The sequence below is a fragment of the Burkholderia sp. AU15512 genome, assembly GCF_002223325.1.
Taxonomy (GTDB): domain Bacteria; phylum Pseudomonadota; class Gammaproteobacteria; order Burkholderiales; family Burkholderiaceae; genus Burkholderia.
Genome location: NZ_NKEX01000005.1, coordinates 193,459 through 212,038, shown reverse-complemented (window position 1 = coordinate 212,038; position 18,580 = coordinate 193,459). Strand labels below are relative to the sequence as shown.

The following is an 18,580-nucleotide window of genomic DNA, read 5'->3' as shown; positions in this document are numbered from 1 at the left end:
CGACCGCGCGTCCCGCCGTACCGGACACCGCCGGGCAGCGGTGTCCGGCAGCCGTCGTCAGTGCCGATCGATACCGAGCCCCGGCAGCACGCCGGTGTTCTCGGCCACCACCGCATGCAGCAGGCGCGGGTTCGCACCGAGCAGCCCGAGGATCGTCGGCGCGACCTGCTTCGTGCCGACCGTGTCGGTCACCGTGCGTGCGCGATGCAGGCCCGGGTACGACACGAGCAGGCCGAGGTGGCTGTCGTCCGGCGCGTTGCCGCCGTGCTCCTCGTCCTTCTTCGTGCTCGACGTGTAGATCACGCCCGGATTCGGCTGGACGACGATGTCCGGCGTGCGGCCGTTGGCCGGATCGCCGAAGCGCTCGGCGAGCGCCGCGCCGTACAGCACGTACGCCTGCGGGCCGTCCGCGCAGATCCCCGGCGCGTTGCAGCTGAGGTTCGCCTTCAGCGTCTGCACCACGGCCGTGCGCTGGTTGCGGTCGCGCAGCCAGATCAGGCCGACGTCGTCGGTCTGCACGAAGCCCGTGTCGACCAGGCCGGAGCCGTCGTTCAGGTTGCCCGTCTTCGTGTTGTTCTGGCCGAAGTTGCCGTTCGGGTCGATGTAGTTGTTCGCTTCGAGCAGCTTCGTCAGCGTGTCGCCGTTCTTAACGAGCTTCGTGCGATCGGTCGGCGACTGGCCATGCTTCGCCGTGACGATCACGGCCGTCGACGCATACAGGTTCGCCTGCTTCAGCGCCGCGACGATATGGCCGATCGAGTTGTCGACGTACGTGATCGCGTTCGCGACCTGGCCGTTCGGCGTGAAGTTCGCATCGAGATAGCCGCCGCCCTTCGCGACCGGCGCCTTCTGCGCGACGCTGAGCGTCTGGAAGTTGCCGCCGAACAGCGTCGGCACCGGCGCGCTCTTCGTGCCCGTCGAGTCACGGCCGTTGATCTGATTGATCAGCGCCTGCACGTGCAGGTTATCGAACTGCGCGGTATGCGAATAGACGTCGGTGTAGTCCGTCTTCGTCACCGGGTCGATCGAGTTGATCTCGGTGCGCATCAGATCGTCGACGCCGGTGCCCGACGGCCCGTTCAGCCAGTCGTAGCCCCACGCGTGCTTGTCGGCCCACGCGGTGGTCGCGTTCGGGATGCCGGCCTTCACGGCCTCGAACACGGTGTTGGTCTTCACGTAGTTGTGCGGATAGACCGGCACGCACTTGCCGTTGACCTTCGCGTTCGGGATCGCCTGCGGGTTGAACGCGCCGCCGCCGTTCAGGTGGACCAGCGCGCCGCCGTTCTGGGCGTCGATGCCGGTCGTCTCGTCGAACACGACGTTCCAGCCCTGCTTGCCCGAGCAGCTCGTGTCGCCCGGCGCGTACAGGTTGCGGTCGTACGACACGTCGTAGAACAGGCCGGCCGTCTTCGGCGAGCCGCCCGTCACGAGCGCGGCGAGGCCCGGAAACGAATCCGACAGGCCCGGCGTGTAGGCATTCGTGTACGTCACGCCGTGCTGCGCGAGCACCGCGAGGTTCGGGCACGTGTTCGCGCCGATGCAGCGCGCGAGATCCTGCTCGTGCAGGCCGTCGACGCTGATCAGCAGCACGTGCTTCACGACGCGGCTCGCGTGGCCGCGATCCTCGCCGTGACTGTCGTCGTCCTGCTGCGCGGCGTGCGCACCCGCACCGGCGAGCGCCAGCGCGCTCGCCACCATCGCCACCACCTTCCGCTGCTTACCAAGGAAAGACATGATCACCCCACCTCTTCGATTGACGTTGAACTGCGTGACTTGCCATCAGGCGCGCAAGACTATGGCTGCGCCGTGGGTCGCTCGCATGAAGCGGGGCTTTCTGTCTTCTATCAAACGTAACCAATCGCAAGTGACGCGAATCATTCGCAAAGCAAGGTGACCTGGCGCACATTGCGACGGGCGCGCTCACCTGCCGGCACTACACCGGTGCATCGGTCAAACCGCCGGCAACGTCATCGGCCGCACGATTTTTTTTCCGGCTTGGCGCGCGACTATTGGCGTGTGATAAAGGGTTTTCCCTGACCCGGAGCACGAGTATGTCGACCCTGGAAGCCCTCCGGTTCGTGCTGGACGATGCACGCACCCCCGAAATCATTCGCCACCACGTCGTCGATGCGTTGCAGTACGCGTTGCGCAACTACGGACAGGTGTTTACCGCGAAGGAAGTCGAATGGCTGGCGCAGTGGGACGACGCGCGTCTGCCGCTGGCTGCCAAGAAGGAACTGGGCAAGCGCGAGGAACCGGCGATCGCCGCGCGCTGAAGGAAACGCGCCGCCGCGCCCGAACGGATGAACGGACGCGGCGGCGGATGGCCTGCTTACTGCAGGCCGAAGTCGACGCGGGTCGTCGCGCCCTTGTCCTCGATGCCCTTCGCATCGAGCTTCGGCGCGACGACGAACACACGGCTCGAATCGATCTTCCCGTCGAGGTATTGACGCACGGCCTGCGCGCGCTGCTGCGCGAGCGCACGCAGCGCGTTGTCGTCGGCCGGCGCGTGCTCGGCGAGCGCCTTTTTCATGTCGGCGTCGGGCAGCGTCTTCTGCAGGCCGATCACGTTGCGCGGCTTCTTGAAGTCGGCGGCCTTGTACGCGCGCGTCAGGTACTTGCTGTACTCGGCCGGCTCGACCTTCACCGACATCGGGTCGATGCTCTCGCCCTGCCCGATCACGTCCTTCAGCTTCTGCTGGCGCACGAGCCGCTCGACGTACGCGTCGCCGAGCCCCGACGTGTCCTTCGCCGGATCGACGCGGCCGATCAGGTCGAGGCGGATCGACGGCTTCTCGGTCAGCATCTTCACGACGGTGTCGAGCTTCTTCTGCTGCGCGTCGTCGAGCTGGTACGAGCCCGGCGCGAATTCGACGTAGCCGAGATCCTCGCCGCCGCCGCCGAATGCATGCGCGAGCAGCGAGAACGGCGACGTGACGGCCTTCGCGATCAGGTTCAGCACCGCGCGCCAGATCAGCCCGCCGACGCTGAACTCCGGATTCGACAGCGAGCCCGACACCGGCAGGTTCACGTCGATCTGGCCGCGCGTGTTCTTCAGCAGCGAGATCGCGAGCTTCACCGGCAGCCGGGTCGCCGTGTCGTTCTCCACATGGTCGCCGAACGTGAGCTGGTCGATGAAGATGTGGTTGTTCGCCTTCAACTGGTCGTTCGCCAGTTCGTAATGCAGGTCGACGTTGAGCTTGCCCTTCGTGATCGGGTAGCCCGCGTACTTCGCAGAATACGGCGTCAGGTTGGTCAGCTCGATGTCGTGCGCGGTCGCGGTGAGGTCGAGCGCCGGCTTCTCGATCAGCGGGTTCACCGAACCCTTGATCGAGATCGGCCCGTTGCCCGCGAGGTTCGCGGCGACGTCGACCGGCGCGGACGTCGTCGAATCCGTGCCGAACGCACCGACCGTGCCCTTGATCGCGACGAGGTTCGCCGTGTAGTTCGGCTTGATGAAGTTGTCGGTGTACGTCACGCGGCCGTTCTGCAGCAGCAGCTCGCCGAAATGCATGCGCACCGGGTTCTGCGGCGGCGGCGCGGCCTTCACGACCACCGTCGCCGAGGCGGCGGCCGGTGCCAACGCCTGCTGCGCGGCCGCGGCCGACGCGGCCTGGGCGGCGGCCGGCGGCGTCATGCCCGGCGACAGCGGCACCGGCTCGCCCTTGCTCGCGTCACGCGTGAGCGACTGCGCGGGGCCCGTTTCCTTCGCGACCACGTCCTTCAGGTTCAACCGCCCCTGCGCGTCGAGCAGCACGCGGCCGTAGAAGTTCGAGAACGTCACGCGCGCGGCATCGACGTCGGTGCCCTTCTCGTCGTAGTTCGCCTTCAGGTTCGTCAGCGCGAGCGAGCGCCAGCCCGCGAACGGGTCGGAGGTCGCCTTGTCGAGCATCCGTACGTCGACCAGCGCGACATCGCCGCGATAGGTCGCGCGCGGCGCGCCCTTCACCTGCGCGAACGTCAGGTTGCCCTGCGCGTTGAGCAGCGCGCTGGCGATCGTCGCGTTCAGCGCGCTGCCGAAATACGGCTCGAACGCGGCCGCGTCGAGGCGGTTGCCGTTGATCTTCAGGCCGAGCTTCAGCGGCTGCGCGGTCACGTCGCCCGTCACGTTCAGCGAACCCTTGCGGTTCAGCGTCGCCTTCAGTTGCACGGGCAGCGGCTTGGTCATGTCGTCGCTGATTTTCTGCACGGACAGGTCCAACGGCTTGATCGCCAGCTTCACCGGGCGCGGCGTCGACAGGTCGGTGAAGTTCGCGGCGGAATCCTTCACGTTCAGCGCGTCGATCCGGTAATGCCACGACGGCGCGGCGGCCTCGGCCTTGCGCGCGACCGTGCGCTTCGGCACCGCGGCCTGCGCGGGTTCGGCCAGCGCCGCGAGGTCGATCTTGCCGTCCTTCAGGCGCTGCACGTCGAGCGCGAGCCCGCTGACGTCGACGCTGGCGATCTCCGCGATGCGCGTGGCCACGTCGACCTTCGCGATCTTCGCGCTCGCGTCGGGCAGCACGATCGCGGGCGCCTTCGCATCGGGTGTCGCGATCTTCAGCGACTTCAGGCTCACCGTGCTGTCGGCAACCTGCGCGGCGAGCGGCGTCTTGCCCCAGTCGGCCTTCGCGTTGACGGTCGCGCCGAGCGTGCCGTCGAGCACGCGCGCCCGCGTCGCCTCGCCGAGGTACGGCTGCAGCGCCGGCAGCGCGAGCGCGGCGACCGTCAGCTTGCTCTCGACCTGCTTCTCCGCGAGATTGAACGCGCCTTCGGCCGTCACGTCGCCGCCGCGCGACAGCGACGTCGACAGCGTGTATTTCGCGGGCGTCTTGCCCTGCATCGTGAAGCCGTCGAGCGTCGCGGCGAGCTTCGTGAGCGACAGCGCGGTCGGCGTCGCCGGCACGCGGTCGTCGACGTTGACCGTGCCGCCGTCGATCGCGAAATGGCGGATCGTCAGGTCGAGCGGCGGCGCCTCCTTCGTTGCAGCTTCGACCTTCGCGCCGCTGGCGGTGGCTGCGGCAGCGGCGGAAGCGGCGGCGGCCCCCGACGCCGCCGGCGTGCCTTCGGCGGCCTTCGATGCGGCTGCCGGCTGCGCGGCAAGCTTCTCGACGTTCAGCACGCCCTGCTTGTCGCGCGACAGGTCGACCACCGGCTGGTCGATCCGGATCTCGTCGAAATGCATCGCGTTGCGCAGCGGTTCGAGGCTGGCGGCCGCGACGTGCACGCCGCGCGCGGCGAACAGCGGCGCGGACGCATGGTCCGTCACCTTCGCGTCCTTCAGGTCGACGGTGCCCGACACGCGCAGCGCGGGCGTCTCGCCGCTCATCACGAAATTGACCGCGAGGTCGCTGCTCAAGAGGCCGCTCGTCACGGCCACCGGCAGCTTCGCCGGCACGTACGAGATCAGCTTCGGCACGTCGAGGCCGTCGAATTTCAGCGCGATCTCCGATTCGCGCGACTGCGCGAACGGCTTGGTCTTGCCGTCGATCGCGATCGGGCTGCCGTCGAAGCGCGCGCGCAGCTTCGGCTCGACGAAGATGTCGGTCTTCGAGGCCAGCGTCGCGATGTACGGAATGCCGAGCGTCCAGTTGTCGACGACGTGCTGTTCGTTCAGCAGCCGGTCGTCGAAATCGATCCGGCCGTTGTTGACCTGGATGTTCGACACCGAGAACTGCGTCGGCTTGCTCTCGGGTTTCGGTGACGGCGTCGAGAACTTCTCGATCAGGTCGGTGAAGTTGAAGCGTTGCGCGTCGTAGCGGACGATATGAAAGCGCGGCGAGTCGAGGCGGATTTCATTGACGATCGGCGCGCCGCGAAACAGCGACGACCACGACGGCCGCACGACGAGCTTCGCGATGTCGATGAAGTCGCCCTGGCCGCCTTTGTCGCCGAGATGGATGCCGTCGGCTTCGAGGTTCAGCGTGTAGGGGTTCAGCGCGATGTGCTGGATCGTGGCGGGCCGGTCGAGCTGCTTGCTCAACTGCTGTTCGGCGATATGGCGGATCAGCGGCGGCGCCGCGAAGAACCCGAGCAGTCCGAATAAAACGATGAAGATCAGCAGGCCGATGCCGATGCGCCGGGCCCGGCGCGAACGTGCAACGCCACCGAGGGCATGGAGGGTGGAGGGTACGGTTTCTTTGTCTGCGCTTGCCATGCTTGAATGCCTCGGGATGGAATGCCGGGCCGCGCCGGAGAACCGGGCGGCCGCGCACGCTATCCCGAAAGTATAGGCTCAGGAGGGGACGGGACGAGGTTCGGGCGCCGTCGCGCCCGCCGGTCGGACAGCGCCGCCGGTCATCCGTTCATTTCCGGACGACGACGGGCGGCATCCACGACCCGTCGCTCGCCTGCGGCTTCGGCGCGTACAGGCGCAACGCGAGTGCGAAATCGGCGCGCGGCGCCGGCAGCCAGTTGGCCGCCTGCGTGCCGCCCGGCGACGCCGACACGACGATGTCGATCGAGCCGTCGTGGTTGCGGCGCAACCGGTCGCGATCGCCGAGCGAACGGCGTGCCGACCCGACGTCGGGCAGCGCGCCGTTGGTCGAATAGGGCGTCAGCGTCCAGAATGCACGCACCGGCGGCAGCGCGCCCGGCGCGAAATGCAGCACGTAGCGGTTCGCGCCGTTCAGCGGATGCCCGTCGCTGTCGACGCGGACGACCGCGAGCGTTTCGTCGTCGCGCGTCGCGGTGCCGAACTGCGTGTAGGCCGCGTACGCGCGCAGCGTGTAGTCCTGGCCGTACTTGCCGGCCGTATCGCCGATCCAGCTCCAGCCGTTCGCGTTCAGCAGGTTCGACGGCGGGGTCGAGAGCCGCGCGCGCGCCTCGGCGACGCCGGCCGTCGCGGCCGCGAGGCGGTCGCCCGTCCACAGCACCGGATAGCCGGCCGACACGCCGATGTCGCCGAGCAGTGCCTGTGCGTGCGCATCGTCGGCCGGCGCTGGGTTGTCCTGCAGCGCCTGCGCGAAGCGCGTGAAGAACGCCTTCGGATCGAGTGCGGCCACCTGCTCGGCCGGCGTGCCGCCGCCCACCGCTTCGGACGGTGCGCTGCCCGCATGCACCGCGACCGACGCGCCGCGCGCCGCGCCCGTGTAGACGGACAGCGGCACCACGCGGATCGCGCGCTGCAGTTTCTTCACGTTCGTGAGGTCGCGCCCGCCGCTCGTCTGCAGCCGGACTTCGAGCCACGCATTGGCCGACGGGACGTCGATCCGGACCGCGCCCTTCGGCAGCGTGCCCTGCCAGTCCTTCGCGGCGAAGGCAATCGTTTGCGATCGCGCGCCGCCGCGTGCCCCGCGTGCGGCCACGCTCGACGACGACCACAGCACGTTCGTCCACATGTCGAGTGCGCGCGCATCCCAGTAGCGGCCGCGCGTGTCGGGCAACGTGACGATCACGGGTTCGGTCGCGACGTCGAGCCAGCCGGTCGAGTCGAGCGTGTCGACGCCCGGCAGCGGCGGGTTGACCGCGCCGACGGGCGGCAGCGCCTGCGCATGGCGCAGCGTGTTGAGCGGCGCCTGCCCCGGTTGCGCGCCGTCGCCGCCCGTCGCCGCTTCCTTCGCGACGTCCATCAGCACGAGCGGATACGCGTAGACGTAGGAGTCGGCGACTTCCGCGCGCATCCAGCCGGTTTTCCGCTGGATGGCGTCCGGTTGCGACGCGCACCCGGCTAGCAACGCCATGATGGCGAGCGACGCGCACGCGCGCCGCAGAGAAACTGATTCCTGCTGGTTTTCAATCATCGATTACTGGCCGAATATCGTTCTTTTCAGTCAACGCCTTGTTCGACTTGCGAATGGCGAAAGCAAGGCACCCCAGCCTGCCCGGACAACCGTCTCGCTACGGTTCATAACGGTGGGCGCTGATGTCAGGCCGGTATCATAGCGCCTCAGGGCATCCCCCAATATGCCGATTAGCGGGTGGCGCGTATCCGCGGGCTGACCGGTCCCAAATGTTTCGCCGGATCTTCAGGAGAATTGGGGTGGCATCGAGGCGATGTCGGCCGACTTCGGATCGGTCTCAGTAGCGATTGAGTTGCCATCTGGATTGACAGATGGTGTCACTATTGACACCATTCAGCATGGCAAGCGATTGGAAGATCCTCGAACAAATGAGGCGCGAGCCCGCGAATGTGCGATTCGGCGATCTGTTCAAGGTCTGCGAGGCACACTTCGGCCAGGCCCGCCAATCCGGTTCGAGCCACGCCATTTTCAAGACACCGTGGCAAGGCGATCCTCGAGTGAATATCCAGAACGATCGCGGGAAAGCCAAGGCCTATCAGGTGCGGCAGGTTCTCGACGCGATCGACCGACTGAAGGAACAGAAATCATGACTCAAGACCACTTTACGTACCGCGTAACGTGGTCCCCGGAGGACGGGGAGCACGTCGGCCTGTGCGCGGAGTTCCCATCTCTTTCGTGGCTCGACGCGACGCCAGAAGGCGCGCTCGCCGGCATCCGCCGGCTCGTTGCCGATGTCGTGCGCGACATGACCGCGAACGGCGAAAAGGTGCCCGAACCGATCGCCGACCGCACCTATAGCGGTGAATTCAAGGTCCGCATCCCGCCGCAAGCTCACCGTGCGCTGGTGATCCAGGCCGCCGAACAGGGCGTCAGCCTGAACCGTCTCGCCAGCGCCAAGCTCTGCGCGTAACCGTTCGATTGCGTGCAGCACGTGACGCCCGGCCTTCCTCGTGGAAGCCGGGCGTTCGCTTTTTCCGGGTCGTGGCACCCTGTGATCAGGGATGGCCTTGAGCCGATCCACCCGCCTTGCATCGCATGCATCATCCACCGCTTGACCTTACCATCGTGGGAATGTTGATACTGGGATCATTGGCGGCATGAGCCGCGCATTCAGGGAATCCGACATGACTGAACCACTTGCCTCCGCAGCGTTGCATACGATCGAGCTGAGCATCGACGGCATGCATTGCGGCGGCTGTACGGGCCGCGTGCAACGGGCGCTGGCCGCGGTGTCGGGCGTCGTCGAGGCGGCGGTTGACCTCGACACGCACACGGCGACGGTGACTGCGCACGATACGGTCGAAGCCGCGCAACTCGTCGAGGCGGTCGACGCAGCCGGCTACCGCGCCGCCGTGCGCGACCCGCTGCTCGAAGACGCCGCGACGCCGCATGCCCATCCTGTCGAAGCATCGCCCGCGCCGATGGCCGCAGCCGCTTCCACGACCCGCCACCTGCTTCCGGCCGACAGCACCACCATCGAACTCGATATCGACGGGATGACCTGCGCATCGTGCGTGTCGCGCGTCGAAAAGGCGCTGGCGAAGGTGCCGGGCGTCACGCGCGCGTCGGTCAACCTCGCGACCGAGCGCGCCACCGTCGATGCCGCGGCGAACGTTTCCGCCGTGCAACTGGTGGACACCGTGAAGCAGGCCGGCTACGGCGCGACGCCGACGGTAACGGAGGCCGGCGTCGCCGCGTTCGCGCCTTCGTCGCCTGCCGCGCCCGCCAGCATCGAACTCGAGGTCGACGGGATGACGTGCGCGTCCTGCGTGTCGCGCGTCGAAAAGGCGCTGGCGAAGGTGCCGGGCGTCACGCGCGCGTCGGTCAATCTCGCGACCGAACGGGCCACCATCGACGCCGCGCCCGATGTGACCGCCGTACAACTCGCCGAAGCCGTGAAACAAGCCGGCTATGGCGCGACACCGGTGGCCGGCGCCGCGATCCCGCCGGCAGCCTCCATCGCCCCCGCCGATCTCGAACTCGACATCGGCGGGATGACCTGCGCATCCTGCGCCGGCCGCGTCGAAAAGGCGTTGGCCGCCGTGCCGGGCGTCGCACGCGCTTCCGTCAACCTCGCGACCGAGCGTGCGTCGGTGCACGGCGCCGGCGCGCTCGACGCCGCGACGCTGATCGCGGCCGTCACCACAGCCGGCTACCGCGCGTCGCTCTCCGCCGCATCATCAGCCGGTGCCACCACCGGGGCTGACGCGCAACCGGGCAGCCCCGCGCAAGACCCGGACGCCCGCAAGCACCTCGAAGCGATTCGCGAACGCGATCTCGTGGTCTGGTCCGCCGTGCTGAGCGCGCCCCTTGTCGCACCGATGCTCGTCGCGCCGTTCGGCATCGACCTGATGCTGCCCGGCTGGCTCCAGCTCATGCTCGCGTCGATCGTCCAGTTCGGCTACGGCGCGCGCTTCTATCGCGCGGCCTGGCATGCGGTGAAGGCCCGCACCGGCAACATGGACCTGCTCGTCGCGCTCGGCACGTCGGCCGCGTACGGGCTGAGCCTGTGGATGCTGCTGCGCGCCCCCCTGCATCCCGGCCACCTGTATTTCGAGGCGTCGGCCGTCATCGTCACGCTGGTGCGCTTCGGCAAGTGGCTCGAGTCGCGCGCGAAGCGCCAGACCACCGACGCGATTCGCGCGCTGAACGCGCTGCGTCCCGACCGCGCGCGCGTCGTCGAGCACGGCGTCGAGCGCGACGTGCCGCTGGCGCAGGTCCGCGTCGGCACCCGCGTCAGCATCCGTCCCGGCGAGCGCGTGCCGGTCGACGGCCGGATCGTGTCGGGCCGCTCGCACATCGACGAATCGCTGATCACCGGTGAAAGCCTGCCCGTGCCGAAGGACGACGGCGACCCCGTCACGGCCGGCTCGATCAACGGCGAAGGCGCGCTCGTCGTCGAAACCACCGCGATCGGCGCGGAGACGACGCTCGCACGCATCATCCGCCTCGTCGAATCCGCGCAGGCCGAGAAGGCGCCGATCCAGCGGCTCGTCGATCGCGTGAGCGAGGTGTTCGTGCCGGCGATCCTCGGCATCGCGTTGCTGACGCTGGTCGGCTGGCTGATCGCGGGCGCCGGCACGGAAACCGCGATCCTCAACGCGGTCGCGGTGCTGGTCATCGCGTGCCCGTGCGCGCTCGGCCTCGCGACGCCCGCCGCGATCATGGCCGGCACGGGCGTCGCGGCCCGGCACGGCGTGCTGATCAAGGATGCGCAGGCGCTCGAACTCGCGCAGCGCACGACCGTGATCGCGTTCGACAAGACCGGTACGCTGACCGAAGGCAAGCCGTCCGTGACCGCGTTCGAAGCGGTCGACGTGCCGCATGACGACGCGCTCGCGCTCGCGGCGGCGGTGCAGCGCCAGAGCGACCATCCGCTCGCGCGCGCCGTGGTCGCCGCGCACGATGCCGACCTGGCCGCACGCGGCGGTGCGGGACCGTCGCCCGTCGCCGCCGATGCGCGTGCGGTGGCCGGACGCGGCGTGGAAGCGCGCGTCGGCGGGCAGTTGCTCGCGCTCGGCAGCACGCGCTGGCGCGACGAGCTCGGCATCGCGGTGCCGCCCGCGCTCGACGCACGCGCGGCGGAGCTCGAGCGCGCGGGCAACACGATCTCGTGGCTGATGCGCGCCGACGCGCCGCGCGCGTTGCTCGCGCTGATCGCTTTCGGCGACACCGTGAAGCCGGGCGCCCGCGACGCGATCGCGGCGCTGTCGGCGCGCGGCGTCGCGAGCGTACTCGTGACGGGCGACAACCGCGGCAGCGCGGCCGCCGTCGCGGCGTCGCTCGGGATCGCCGAGGTGCATGCGCAGGTGCTGCCCGACGACAAGGCGCGCGTCGTCGCCGAGCTGAAGCGCACGCACGGCGGGATCGTCGCGATGGTCGGCGACGGGATCAACGATGCGCCGGCGCTCGCCGCGGCCGATGTCGGCATCGCGATGGCGACCGGCACGGACGTCGCGATGCACACGGCCGGCATCACACTGATGCGCGGCGACCCGGCGCTCGTCGCCGACGCGATCGACATCTCCCGACGCACGTACCGGAAGATCCAGCAGAACCTGTTCTGGGCGTTCGTCTACAACCTGGTCGGCGTGCCGCTCGCGGCGCTCGGCTGGCTGAACCCGGTGATCGCGGGCGCGGCGATGGCGTTCTCGAGCGTCAGCGTCGTGACCAACGCGTTGCTGTTGCGGAGATGGAAGGGGCGCGCGCGGTGATGTGTGGCGGTGGCGTGCGCTGGTGACGTGTGCCGGTGACGTGTGCCGGTGACGTGTGCCGGTGACGTGTGCCGGTGACGTGTGCCGGTGATGTGTGCCGGTGACGTGTGCCGGTGACGTGTGCCGGTGACGTGTGCCGGTGACGTGTGCCGGTGACGTGTGCCGGTGACGTGTGCCGGTGACGTGTGCCGGTGACGTGTGCCGGTGACGTGTGCCGAACGGCCGGATGGCCGTTCGGCGCTTGGCGCTTGGCGCTTGGCGCTTGGCGCTTGGCGCTTGGCGCTTGGCGCTTGGCGCTTGGCGCTTGGCGCTTGGCGCTTGGCGCTTGGCGCTTGGCGAACAGTAAGGATCGTGAGGTCGGCCGGCATTGGCCGATCGCGGCGGGGCGAACCGCCAGCACACGACGACGCGGCGCCGGCCGGTGGCTTCAGTCCGAAATGACTGGCTTGATCAAGGTCGTCGTGATCGGCGCGAAGCCGCACGCACGATACAGCGCGCGGGCTGCCGCGTTGTGATTGAACACCGACAGCCCGATCTCGGTGACGCCGTACCGGCGTGCCTCGGCATCGAGCGCCTCGAGCGTACGCGTGGCCCAGCCCTGGCGGCGCCGGGACGGGGCGATGTCGAGGTCGTAGATGAACAGCGTGCGGTTCGGCCCTTCAGGCACGATCGCGTACCAGAGGTCGCCCACCGCGTCGCCGCTGGCGCCGTCGATGAGCACGACGAGGGTCTGGCCGGAGGTACGCAGGCCGTCCGGCAGCAGCGTGTCGAAACAGGCGCGCGCCCGGCTGGCCGCGTCTTCGACAGCATTCTGCCCGGATGAAACGAGATCGCTCGCGTAGCCGTCGATGGCTCGCGTGCGGTAAGCGTGGAATTCGCTGGCCGTCATCGGCCGCATCTGCAGCATGGCCCGGTCACCGTGAACGGAATCGGACTTCCAGTGTAGCGGGACGGTCGCGCCAGCGCGCGATGGCAGCGGCGGAAAGCGGACAGGCAGGTGCGGCAGGCGCCGCGCTGACAGCGAATCAGCGAATCAGCGAATCAGCGAATCAGCGACGGTACAGGACGATCGGCACGAGGTGTGCACGGCGCACGCGCTCGGCTTCGGCACGACGCGCAGCGTACGAGTATTCGGCGTCGAGCGGCAGGTGCGGGGACACGAAAAGGTCGTCGATCTTTTGCAGCAGGGCGAGGATGAAGCTCATGTGAGACTCCTGACAGATGTGGCTAGGGTTTTCCCTTAGATGGACTCCATTCTAAGGGTTTTCCCTGAACTCTGCCAGCGCACCGCATCAGTTTGCCGCATGCGCGCGACGGCGGATCGCCGATACATCACGGCGATCCTTGCTCCGTCGGGCTTCCAGGATAGGGTCGAAACAATTAACGCGTGCGGCGAGCGCGCTTCGCGACGGCCGCTTCGCGGTTCGCGTTGCGCTGAAGCCGGTCGACTTGCGACAGAAGCGCTTCGTGATGCTCTTCGAGCGTCATCAGCGTTGCCTGCTGCGTCGACAGATCAGCTGCTAGTCGATCGATCCGCTGCTGCTTCGTGGCGACGTCCTGCTTCAGGTGCGCGATCTGCCGAGTCTGCATCACCAGTGCGACGAGCCCCGCCAGCACGACGACGGCCAACGCCAGCAGCAGGCGGTTGACGCGGCGCATCTCGCGATCGGCCGTGCGCGTCAGGCCATCCACATCGGCCTGCAGTACGGCCAGCCGGTCGGTCAGCGGGCGCAGGTGCGTATCCGGATCGAAGGCCATCGCGGCCGGTTGCGTGCGCTCCGCCGACGGCTTCGTGACAAAGGAGGCAGCGGAAGCCAGCGGCTGCGTAACGGGGGATACGGTGGCGTCGACCCGCGGCGCGGCGTCATGGGCCTTCGCGGCGTTGGCCGTGTTGGCCGTGTTGGCCGTGTTCGCCGTGTTCGCCGTGTTCGCGGCAATCACCGGCTTGGCCGGCTGCACCGACGTCTGGGGCTCGACCGTCGACACCGCGTCCGGCGCCGCGCTCACCGCGGTCGCTTCCGGCACCGTGCCAACGCTCGTCACGACCGGCGCGGATTGCTCCGTTGTCGCGTCGCTTGCACCGGCAGCCGCCCGGCGTTTGCCGCCCGACGACGCACGGCGTTCCTTCACGGCACCACCGGAGGACCGCCCTTCGCGGGATTTAACGGCGGCAGCAGCAACAACAGCCTTCTCAACTTCACCATCAGCCGCTTGAGACCCGGTCGCCTTCGCCGCAGCACCATCGGTTGCTTGCAACTTGGTCACCACCGTTGCGGCGCCATCGCTCGCAGGCCCATCGGCGGCCTTCGATGCGACGCCATCGGCCAGGGGAATATCGACCGCCTTCATCCCAGCCGCGCCAGAAGCCGGTACGACGTCGACGTTTGCGTCACCACCACCTTCAGGCGACGAAACGCCATGCGCCACCGTCGCGTCTCCAGGCGTCACCGCACCTTCCGCTGCTTCCACATGTCCTGCTGCGGCCACCCCATCCGGCGCACTGAACCCGTCCAGCGCAGCCTGCCGCCCGGACGCCACATCGTCCGCGACATCGACCGCAGCCTCGGCTTGCGCGCCCGCTTCGTCACGCGCCGTAGCCGGCACACGCTCACCCGGCTCGAGCACCGGATCGCCGAACAGGTCGAGCGTCCGTTCGTCGCGCGACGCGTCGCCGGCCGGCGCACTGCCGGACCGCACCGTCGCCCTTGCTGACGTACTGCCCGCGGCAGCAGCCGAGCGCGGGCGCGAACGGGCCGACGAACGATTGGAACGGGAACGGGAGCGAGGCGAGGAAACGGATTCGGTCATGGAAATCGGATGGCGGGGCCCGCAAGCGCGGAACCGGATGTCGAACGGAATCGGTGGTCGGCCATTGTCGCATGCCCCATCGCCGATTCCGCCTATTCGTCGCCCGACAACCCATTGCCCTCTTCGAAACGCGTGACGCCCTTCAGCGCGCGCAGCTTGTCGCAGATCGCCTGGTATTCGAGTGCCGACACCCGCGCAAGCGCGATGCGCACCTCGTCATGCTCGCCCGTGTCGTCGGCGCGCTGCACGATGAACTGCTTCACGCGCGCACTGTCCGGGCCAAGCGCCGCGTGCAGCGAATCGAAGTTCAGCGTGCCGCTCACGACCGTCAGCGCGAGCTGGCGCCGCTGGCGCACCGTGAAGTAGCGCCGCTCCAGCGGCTTGATGCCGGCCAGGATGATCAGGATGATGATCGTCGCCGAAATCGACGCGACGTAGAGCCCGCCGCCCACCGCGAGGCCGATCGCGGCGACCGACCACAGGCTCGCGGCCGTCGTCAGCCCGCGCACGATCTCGCCGCGCAGCAGGATCGAGCCCGCGCCCAGGAAGCCGATGCCCGATACGACCTGCGCGGCGATCCGCGACGGGTCGAGCACGATGTGCTCGCTGCTGCCGAGTACGTCGGCGAACCCGAACGCCGACACGATCATGATCAGCGTCGAACCGACACAGACGAGCATGTGCGTACGCAGGCCGGCCGCCCACGACAGACGCTCGCGCTCGAAGCCGATGACGCTGCCCAGCGCCGCCGCGAGGACGAGCCGCATCACGAGTTCCAGGTTGCTCAGCATGCGATTTATCTCCTTTTTTGGTGCCGGCCGTGCGGAATGTTTTATCCTTGGCCCCGGTCGCGCCGATCCTCCGGGCCGCGCCGACACGTTTCGAACCCAGCGCTCAACCCCGTCATGTCCGTTTCCGACTCCGCTTCCGCCCAGGCCGCCCAGCTGCGCCACCATTTCGCGCATGTCGTCTTGCCGATCTGGCGGGGTTCAGGGTTCGACCAGACATTGCAGTTGCCGTTCGAAGCCGTCGATCCGGCCACCCACGCGCCGCTGCCCGTGACCCGTTATCGCGCAATGGCCTGCGCCCGGCAACTGTTCGTGTTCGCGGAGGCCGGCGACATCGCGCACGCGGCCACGCTGTTCGACGCGCTGGGTCGCCACTTTCGCGACCCGCGCCACGGCGGCTGGCACTACAGCGTGGACGCGCAGGGCGCCCCGCTCGACACGACCAAGGATCTCTACACGCACGCCTTCATCGTATTCGCGTGCGCCGCGTGGTATGCGGTGTCGGGCGACGCCGCCGCACGCCAGGCAGCCGAAGAGACCGCCGCGCTGATTCAGGACCGCTTCGCGCCGCACCGCGGCGACGCGCTGCTCGACGCGGCGCGCCACGCCGATTTCTCGTCATCCGGCAGCGGGGCGCTGCAGAATCCGCTGATGCACCTGACCGAAGCGTGGCTCGCGGCGGCGGCCGCATTCGGCGACGCGGCGTTCGACGACGCGCTCGCGCGCACCGCGCAGGCCGTCGAGCGCACGTTCGTCGATGCGGCAACCGGCTGCGTGGCCGAGCTGCCGCTCGGCGCGGCCGACAACCGGTTCGAGCCCGGCCATCAGTTCGAGTGGTTCTATCTGGTCGATGCGGCCGGCGCGCGGCTCGCGCAGACCGGGCTCCCCGGCGCGCTGGCGCGCGCATTCGTGTTCGCGGAGCAATACGGCGTCGATCCGCAGACGGGCGGCGTCTGCGCGGCGCTCGACGCGCAAGGCGCGTGCATCGACGGCACGCAGCGGATCTGGGCGCAGACCGAGTACCTGCGCGCGCTCGCGACGCACGGCGGCACGCCGGCCTCCGCGCCGCTCGCGCGGCAGATCGAACGCTTCGCCGCGCGCTTCCTGCATCCGCGCGGCTGGTTCGAGTGCAAGACGGCGGACGGGCAGGTGGCGCGCGCCGACATGCCGTCGACGACGCCCTACCACCTCGAGACCGCCTACGCGGCGCTGCCGGCCGGCGCGTAACCCGCGTCGTCGAACGACGGCGCCGCGCGCTCGCCGCGTGCGGCGCGGCCGTCGCCCAGTTCGAACACCGACACCGCCTGCATCAGGTGCGCGGTCTGGTCGTTCAGCGACGCGGCCGCCGCTGCGACCTCCTCCACCAGCGCCGCGTTCTGCTGCGTGAGCTGATCCATCTGCGTGACGGCCTGGTTTACCTGCTCGATCCCGACACTCTGCTCGACCGACGCCGCCGTGATCTCGGACATCGTCTGCACGACGCGCGTGATCGACGCCGACACCGTCCGCATCGCATCGCCGGCGCGCTCGACGAGCTCCGCGCCGCCGTTGATCTGCGCGACCGAATCCTCGATCAGCGCCTTGATCTCCTTCGCCGATTGCGCGCTGCGCTGCGCGAGCGAGCGCACCTCACCCGCGACGACCGCGAAGCCGCGCCCCTGTTCGCCTGCACGGGCGGCTTCCACGGCCGCGTTCAGCGCAAGGATGTTGGTCTGGAACGCGATGCCGTCGATCACGGAGATGATCTCCGCGATCCGCCCCGAGCTCTGCGCGATACCGCGCATCCGGTCGATCACGCTGTCGACCACGCCGCCGCCGTGGCTCGTCGCCTCGAGCGCCGCGTCGGCCAGCGCGCTCGCCGCACGCGCGCTGTCGGTGTTCTGCCGGACGGTCGCCGTCAGCTCCTCCATGCTCGCGGCCGTTTCCTCGAGCGACGCGGCCTGCGTGCCGGTGCGCGCCGACAGGTCGGCATTGCCGCCCGCGATCTCGCCCGCGCCGAGGTGGATCGCGTCGGACGCCTGGCGCACCGTGCGCACGGTGCCCGCGATGCTCGTCTGCATCGTGGCGAGGCCGCGCAGCATCCGGTCGATCTCGAACACGCCGCCTGCCCGCACGACCTCATCGAGCCGGCCCTGCGCGATCCGCTCGAAATGGCGGCCGGCTTCTTCCAGCGGCGCGACGACCGCGCGCCGCGCGGCCGCGTAGATCGCCGCGCTCGCCACGAGCATCGCCACCAGCAGCACGATGCCGACCGATTTGAACCAGAGCATGCCGCCGTCGATCGTGTCGAGCGCCGTGCGGCTCGATGCGCCGCCATAGTCGGTGAAGCGGCGCAACTCGGCGATATAGGCGTCCTGGATGCTCTGCGTCGGCTGGTCGAGGAAGGCCTGGATGTTGTCGGCGTCGAGGAACTGCACGAGTTCGCCGAGCGCGCCGCGCAGCGCGCGATAGCGCTCGGTGAGCGCCGCGACGCGCGCGCGGTTGGCATCGTCGACCGGCTGCGCGGCCGTCAGCGCGGCGAACGCCTTGTCCGCTTCCGCGAGCGACGCGCCGGCATGGCGGATGATGTCTTCCGGCTTCGGGCCGCCGCGCACCATCCGCGTGCCGGCGCGTGACAGGTTGATGCGCGCGTCGAGCAGCTGCTGGGTCGCCTGGCTGGCCGCCTCGACCTGCGTGATCGCAACGTTCGACAAATCGTCGACGCCGCTGCGCGTCGACTTGAGCGCCCAGAAGCCGAGCGCCTCGATCGCGAACAGGAAGACGCAAAACACGGTCAACACGCCGAGCAGACCCGACGCGAGCTTGATTTTTCCGAACATGGGGGAGATTCCTGGAAAGCGGACGATGAGGCAATGCCCCGGCATTAGCGGCATTTCTTCGTCGGACTTTAGGTGCGGACGGCAACGAAATTCACGTTGTCCGCGCATTCCAGCGGAATCCCCCGCAAACAGGGAAATCTACGGCATTCGACGCAATAATCGCGTCGCATCACGCTGGAAATTGCGCGAAAGGCGGACGAATTTCCTTGCTTATCGGCATCCCCCTTCCT

At 68.7% G+C, this 18,580-nt stretch carries 13 protein-coding genes; 5 read left to right on the top strand and 8 right to left on the bottom strand.

The features are described from left to right. Positions 1–57: 57 nt before the first annotated feature. Positions 58–1,734, bottom strand: coding sequence for an alkaline phosphatase family protein (locus CFB43_RS18460; RefSeq protein ID WP_373452553.1), 1,677 nt, complete (start codon positions 1,732–1,734; stop codon positions 58–60). Positions 1,735–2,051: 317 nt separating this feature from the next. Between CFB43_RS18460 and CFB43_RS18455 the strand changes: the two genes are divergently transcribed. Then, entirely contained in the window at positions 2,052–2,276 is a 225-nt protein-coding gene (locus CFB43_RS18455; protein ID WP_027790361.1) for a hypothetical protein, read from the top strand. A gap of 56 nt (positions 2,277–2,332) precedes the next feature. Here the strand turns inward: CFB43_RS18455 and CFB43_RS18450 are convergent, their stop codons facing one another. Both CFB43_RS18450 and CFB43_RS18445 read right to left on the bottom strand, forming a co-directional pair. Then, positions 2,333–6,136, bottom strand: coding sequence for a DUF748 domain-containing protein (locus CFB43_RS18450; protein ID WP_089496038.1), 3,804 nt, complete (start codon positions 6,134–6,136; stop codon positions 2,333–2,335). A 148-nt stretch (positions 6,137–6,284) separates the two neighbouring features. Next, a complete protein-coding gene (locus CFB43_RS18445) occupies positions 6,285–7,721 on the bottom strand; it encodes a DUF1254 domain-containing protein (RefSeq protein WP_089496037.1) in 1,437 nt (478 codons plus the stop codon). Between the two features lie 311 nt (positions 7,722–8,032). Between CFB43_RS18445 and CFB43_RS18440 the strand changes: the two genes are divergently transcribed. The 3 genes from CFB43_RS18440 (at position 8,033) to CFB43_RS18430 (ending at position 11,935) form a co-directional block, all read left to right on the top strand. Continuing rightward, positions 8,033–8,311, top strand: a complete 279-nt coding sequence (locus CFB43_RS18440; RefSeq protein ID WP_206124945.1) for a toxin HicA — start codon at positions 8,033–8,035, stop codon at positions 8,309–8,311. Next, positions 8,308–8,631: a type II toxin-antitoxin system HicB family antitoxin gene (locus CFB43_RS18435; RefSeq protein WP_060074480.1), complete on the top strand. Its 324-nt coding sequence runs from the start codon at positions 8,308–8,310 to the stop codon at positions 8,629–8,631. Before CFB43_RS18440 ends, CFB43_RS18435 begins: the two co-directional genes overlap by 4 nt. A gap of 214 nt (positions 8,632–8,845) precedes the next feature. Beyond that, entirely contained in the window at positions 8,846–11,935 is a 3,090-nt protein-coding gene (locus tag CFB43_RS18430; protein ID WP_089496036.1) for a heavy metal translocating P-type ATPase, read from the top strand. A 427-nt stretch (positions 11,936–12,362) separates the two neighbouring features. Here CFB43_RS18430 and CFB43_RS18420 read toward each other — a convergent pair whose 3' ends face one another. The 4 genes from CFB43_RS18420 to CFB43_RS18410 all read right to left on the bottom strand — a co-directional run bounded on the left by CFB43_RS18420 (position 12,363) and on the right by CFB43_RS18410 (position 15,534). Continuing rightward, on the bottom strand, positions 12,363–12,842 hold the full coding sequence (locus CFB43_RS18420; protein WP_071333859.1) for a GNAT family N-acetyltransferase: 480 nt from the start codon (positions 12,840–12,842) through the stop codon (positions 12,363–12,365). A 142-nt stretch (positions 12,843–12,984) separates the two neighbouring features. Then, a complete protein-coding gene (locus CFB43_RS38425) occupies positions 12,985–13,140 on the bottom strand; it encodes a hypothetical protein (RefSeq protein WP_006481665.1) in 156 nt (51 codons plus the stop codon). Between the two features lie 175 nt (positions 13,141–13,315). Further along, a complete protein-coding gene (locus CFB43_RS18415; RefSeq protein ID WP_089496034.1) occupies positions 13,316–14,743 on the bottom strand; it encodes a flagellar hook-length control protein FliK in 1,428 nt (475 codons plus the stop codon). 92 nt (positions 14,744–14,835) lie between these two features. Further along, a complete protein-coding gene (locus tag CFB43_RS18410; protein WP_089496033.1) occupies positions 14,836–15,534 on the bottom strand; it encodes an MgtC/SapB family protein in 699 nt (232 codons plus the stop codon). A gap of 114 nt (positions 15,535–15,648) precedes the next feature. Between CFB43_RS18410 and CFB43_RS18405 the strand changes: the two genes are divergently transcribed. Continuing rightward, the gene (locus tag CFB43_RS18405; protein WP_089496032.1) at positions 15,649–16,758 is read left to right on the top strand and encodes an AGE family epimerase/isomerase; all 1,110 of its coding nucleotides are present in this window, start codon (positions 15,649–15,651) and stop codon (positions 16,756–16,758) included. Here the strand turns inward: CFB43_RS18405 and CFB43_RS18400 are convergent. After that, on the bottom strand, positions 16,731–18,350 hold the full coding sequence (locus CFB43_RS18400) for a methyl-accepting chemotaxis protein (protein WP_089433469.1): 1,620 nt from the start codon (positions 18,348–18,350) through the stop codon (positions 16,731–16,733). The genes CFB43_RS18405 and CFB43_RS18400 overlap by 28 nt on opposite strands. Positions 18,351–18,580 lie beyond the last annotated feature (230 nt).

Excerpts from the sequence above, each read along its gene's own strand:
- CFB43_RS18405 (WP_089496032.1), top strand. The coding sequence starts at position 15,649 with ATGTCCGTTTCCGACTCCGCTTCCGCCCAGGCCGCCCAGCTGCGCCAC.
- CFB43_RS18450 (WP_089496038.1), bottom strand. The coding sequence starts at position 6,136 with ATGGCAAGCGCAGACAAAGAAACCGTACCCTCCACCCTCCATGCCCTC.
- CFB43_RS18410 (WP_089496033.1), bottom strand. The coding sequence starts at position 15,534 with ATGCTGAGCAACCTGGAACTCGTGATGCGGCTCGTCCTCGCGGCGGCG.
- CFB43_RS18420 (WP_071333859.1), bottom strand. The coding sequence starts at position 12,842 with ATGCTGCAGATGCGGCCGATGACGGCCAGCGAATTCCACGCTTACCGC.
- CFB43_RS18460 (WP_373452553.1), bottom strand. The coding sequence starts at position 1,734 with ATGTCTTTCCTTGGTAAGCAGCGGAAGGTGGTGGCGATGGTGGCGAGC.
- CFB43_RS18455 (WP_027790361.1), top strand. The coding sequence starts at position 2,052 with ATGTCGACCCTGGAAGCCCTCCGGTTCGTGCTGGACGATGCACGCACC.
- CFB43_RS38425 (WP_006481665.1), bottom strand. The coding sequence starts at position 13,140 with ATGAGCTTCATCCTCGCCCTGCTGCAAAAGATCGACGACCTTTTCGTG.
- CFB43_RS18445 (WP_089496037.1), bottom strand. The coding sequence starts at position 7,721 with ATGATTGAAAACCAGCAGGAATCAGTTTCTCTGCGGCGCGCGTGCGCG.
- CFB43_RS18435 (WP_060074480.1), top strand. The coding sequence starts at position 8,308 with ATGACTCAAGACCACTTTACGTACCGCGTAACGTGGTCCCCGGAGGAC.
- CFB43_RS18400 (WP_089433469.1), bottom strand. The coding sequence starts at position 18,350 with ATGTTCGGAAAAATCAAGCTCGCGTCGGGTCTGCTCGGCGTGTTGACC.
- CFB43_RS18430 (WP_089496036.1), top strand. The coding sequence starts at position 8,846 with ATGACTGAACCACTTGCCTCCGCAGCGTTGCATACGATCGAGCTGAGC.
- CFB43_RS18440 (WP_206124945.1), top strand. The coding sequence starts at position 8,033 with ATGGTGTCACTATTGACACCATTCAGCATGGCAAGCGATTGGAAGATC.
- CFB43_RS18415 (WP_089496034.1), bottom strand. The coding sequence starts at position 14,743 with ATGACCGAATCCGTTTCCTCGCCTCGCTCCCGTTCCCGTTCCAATCGT.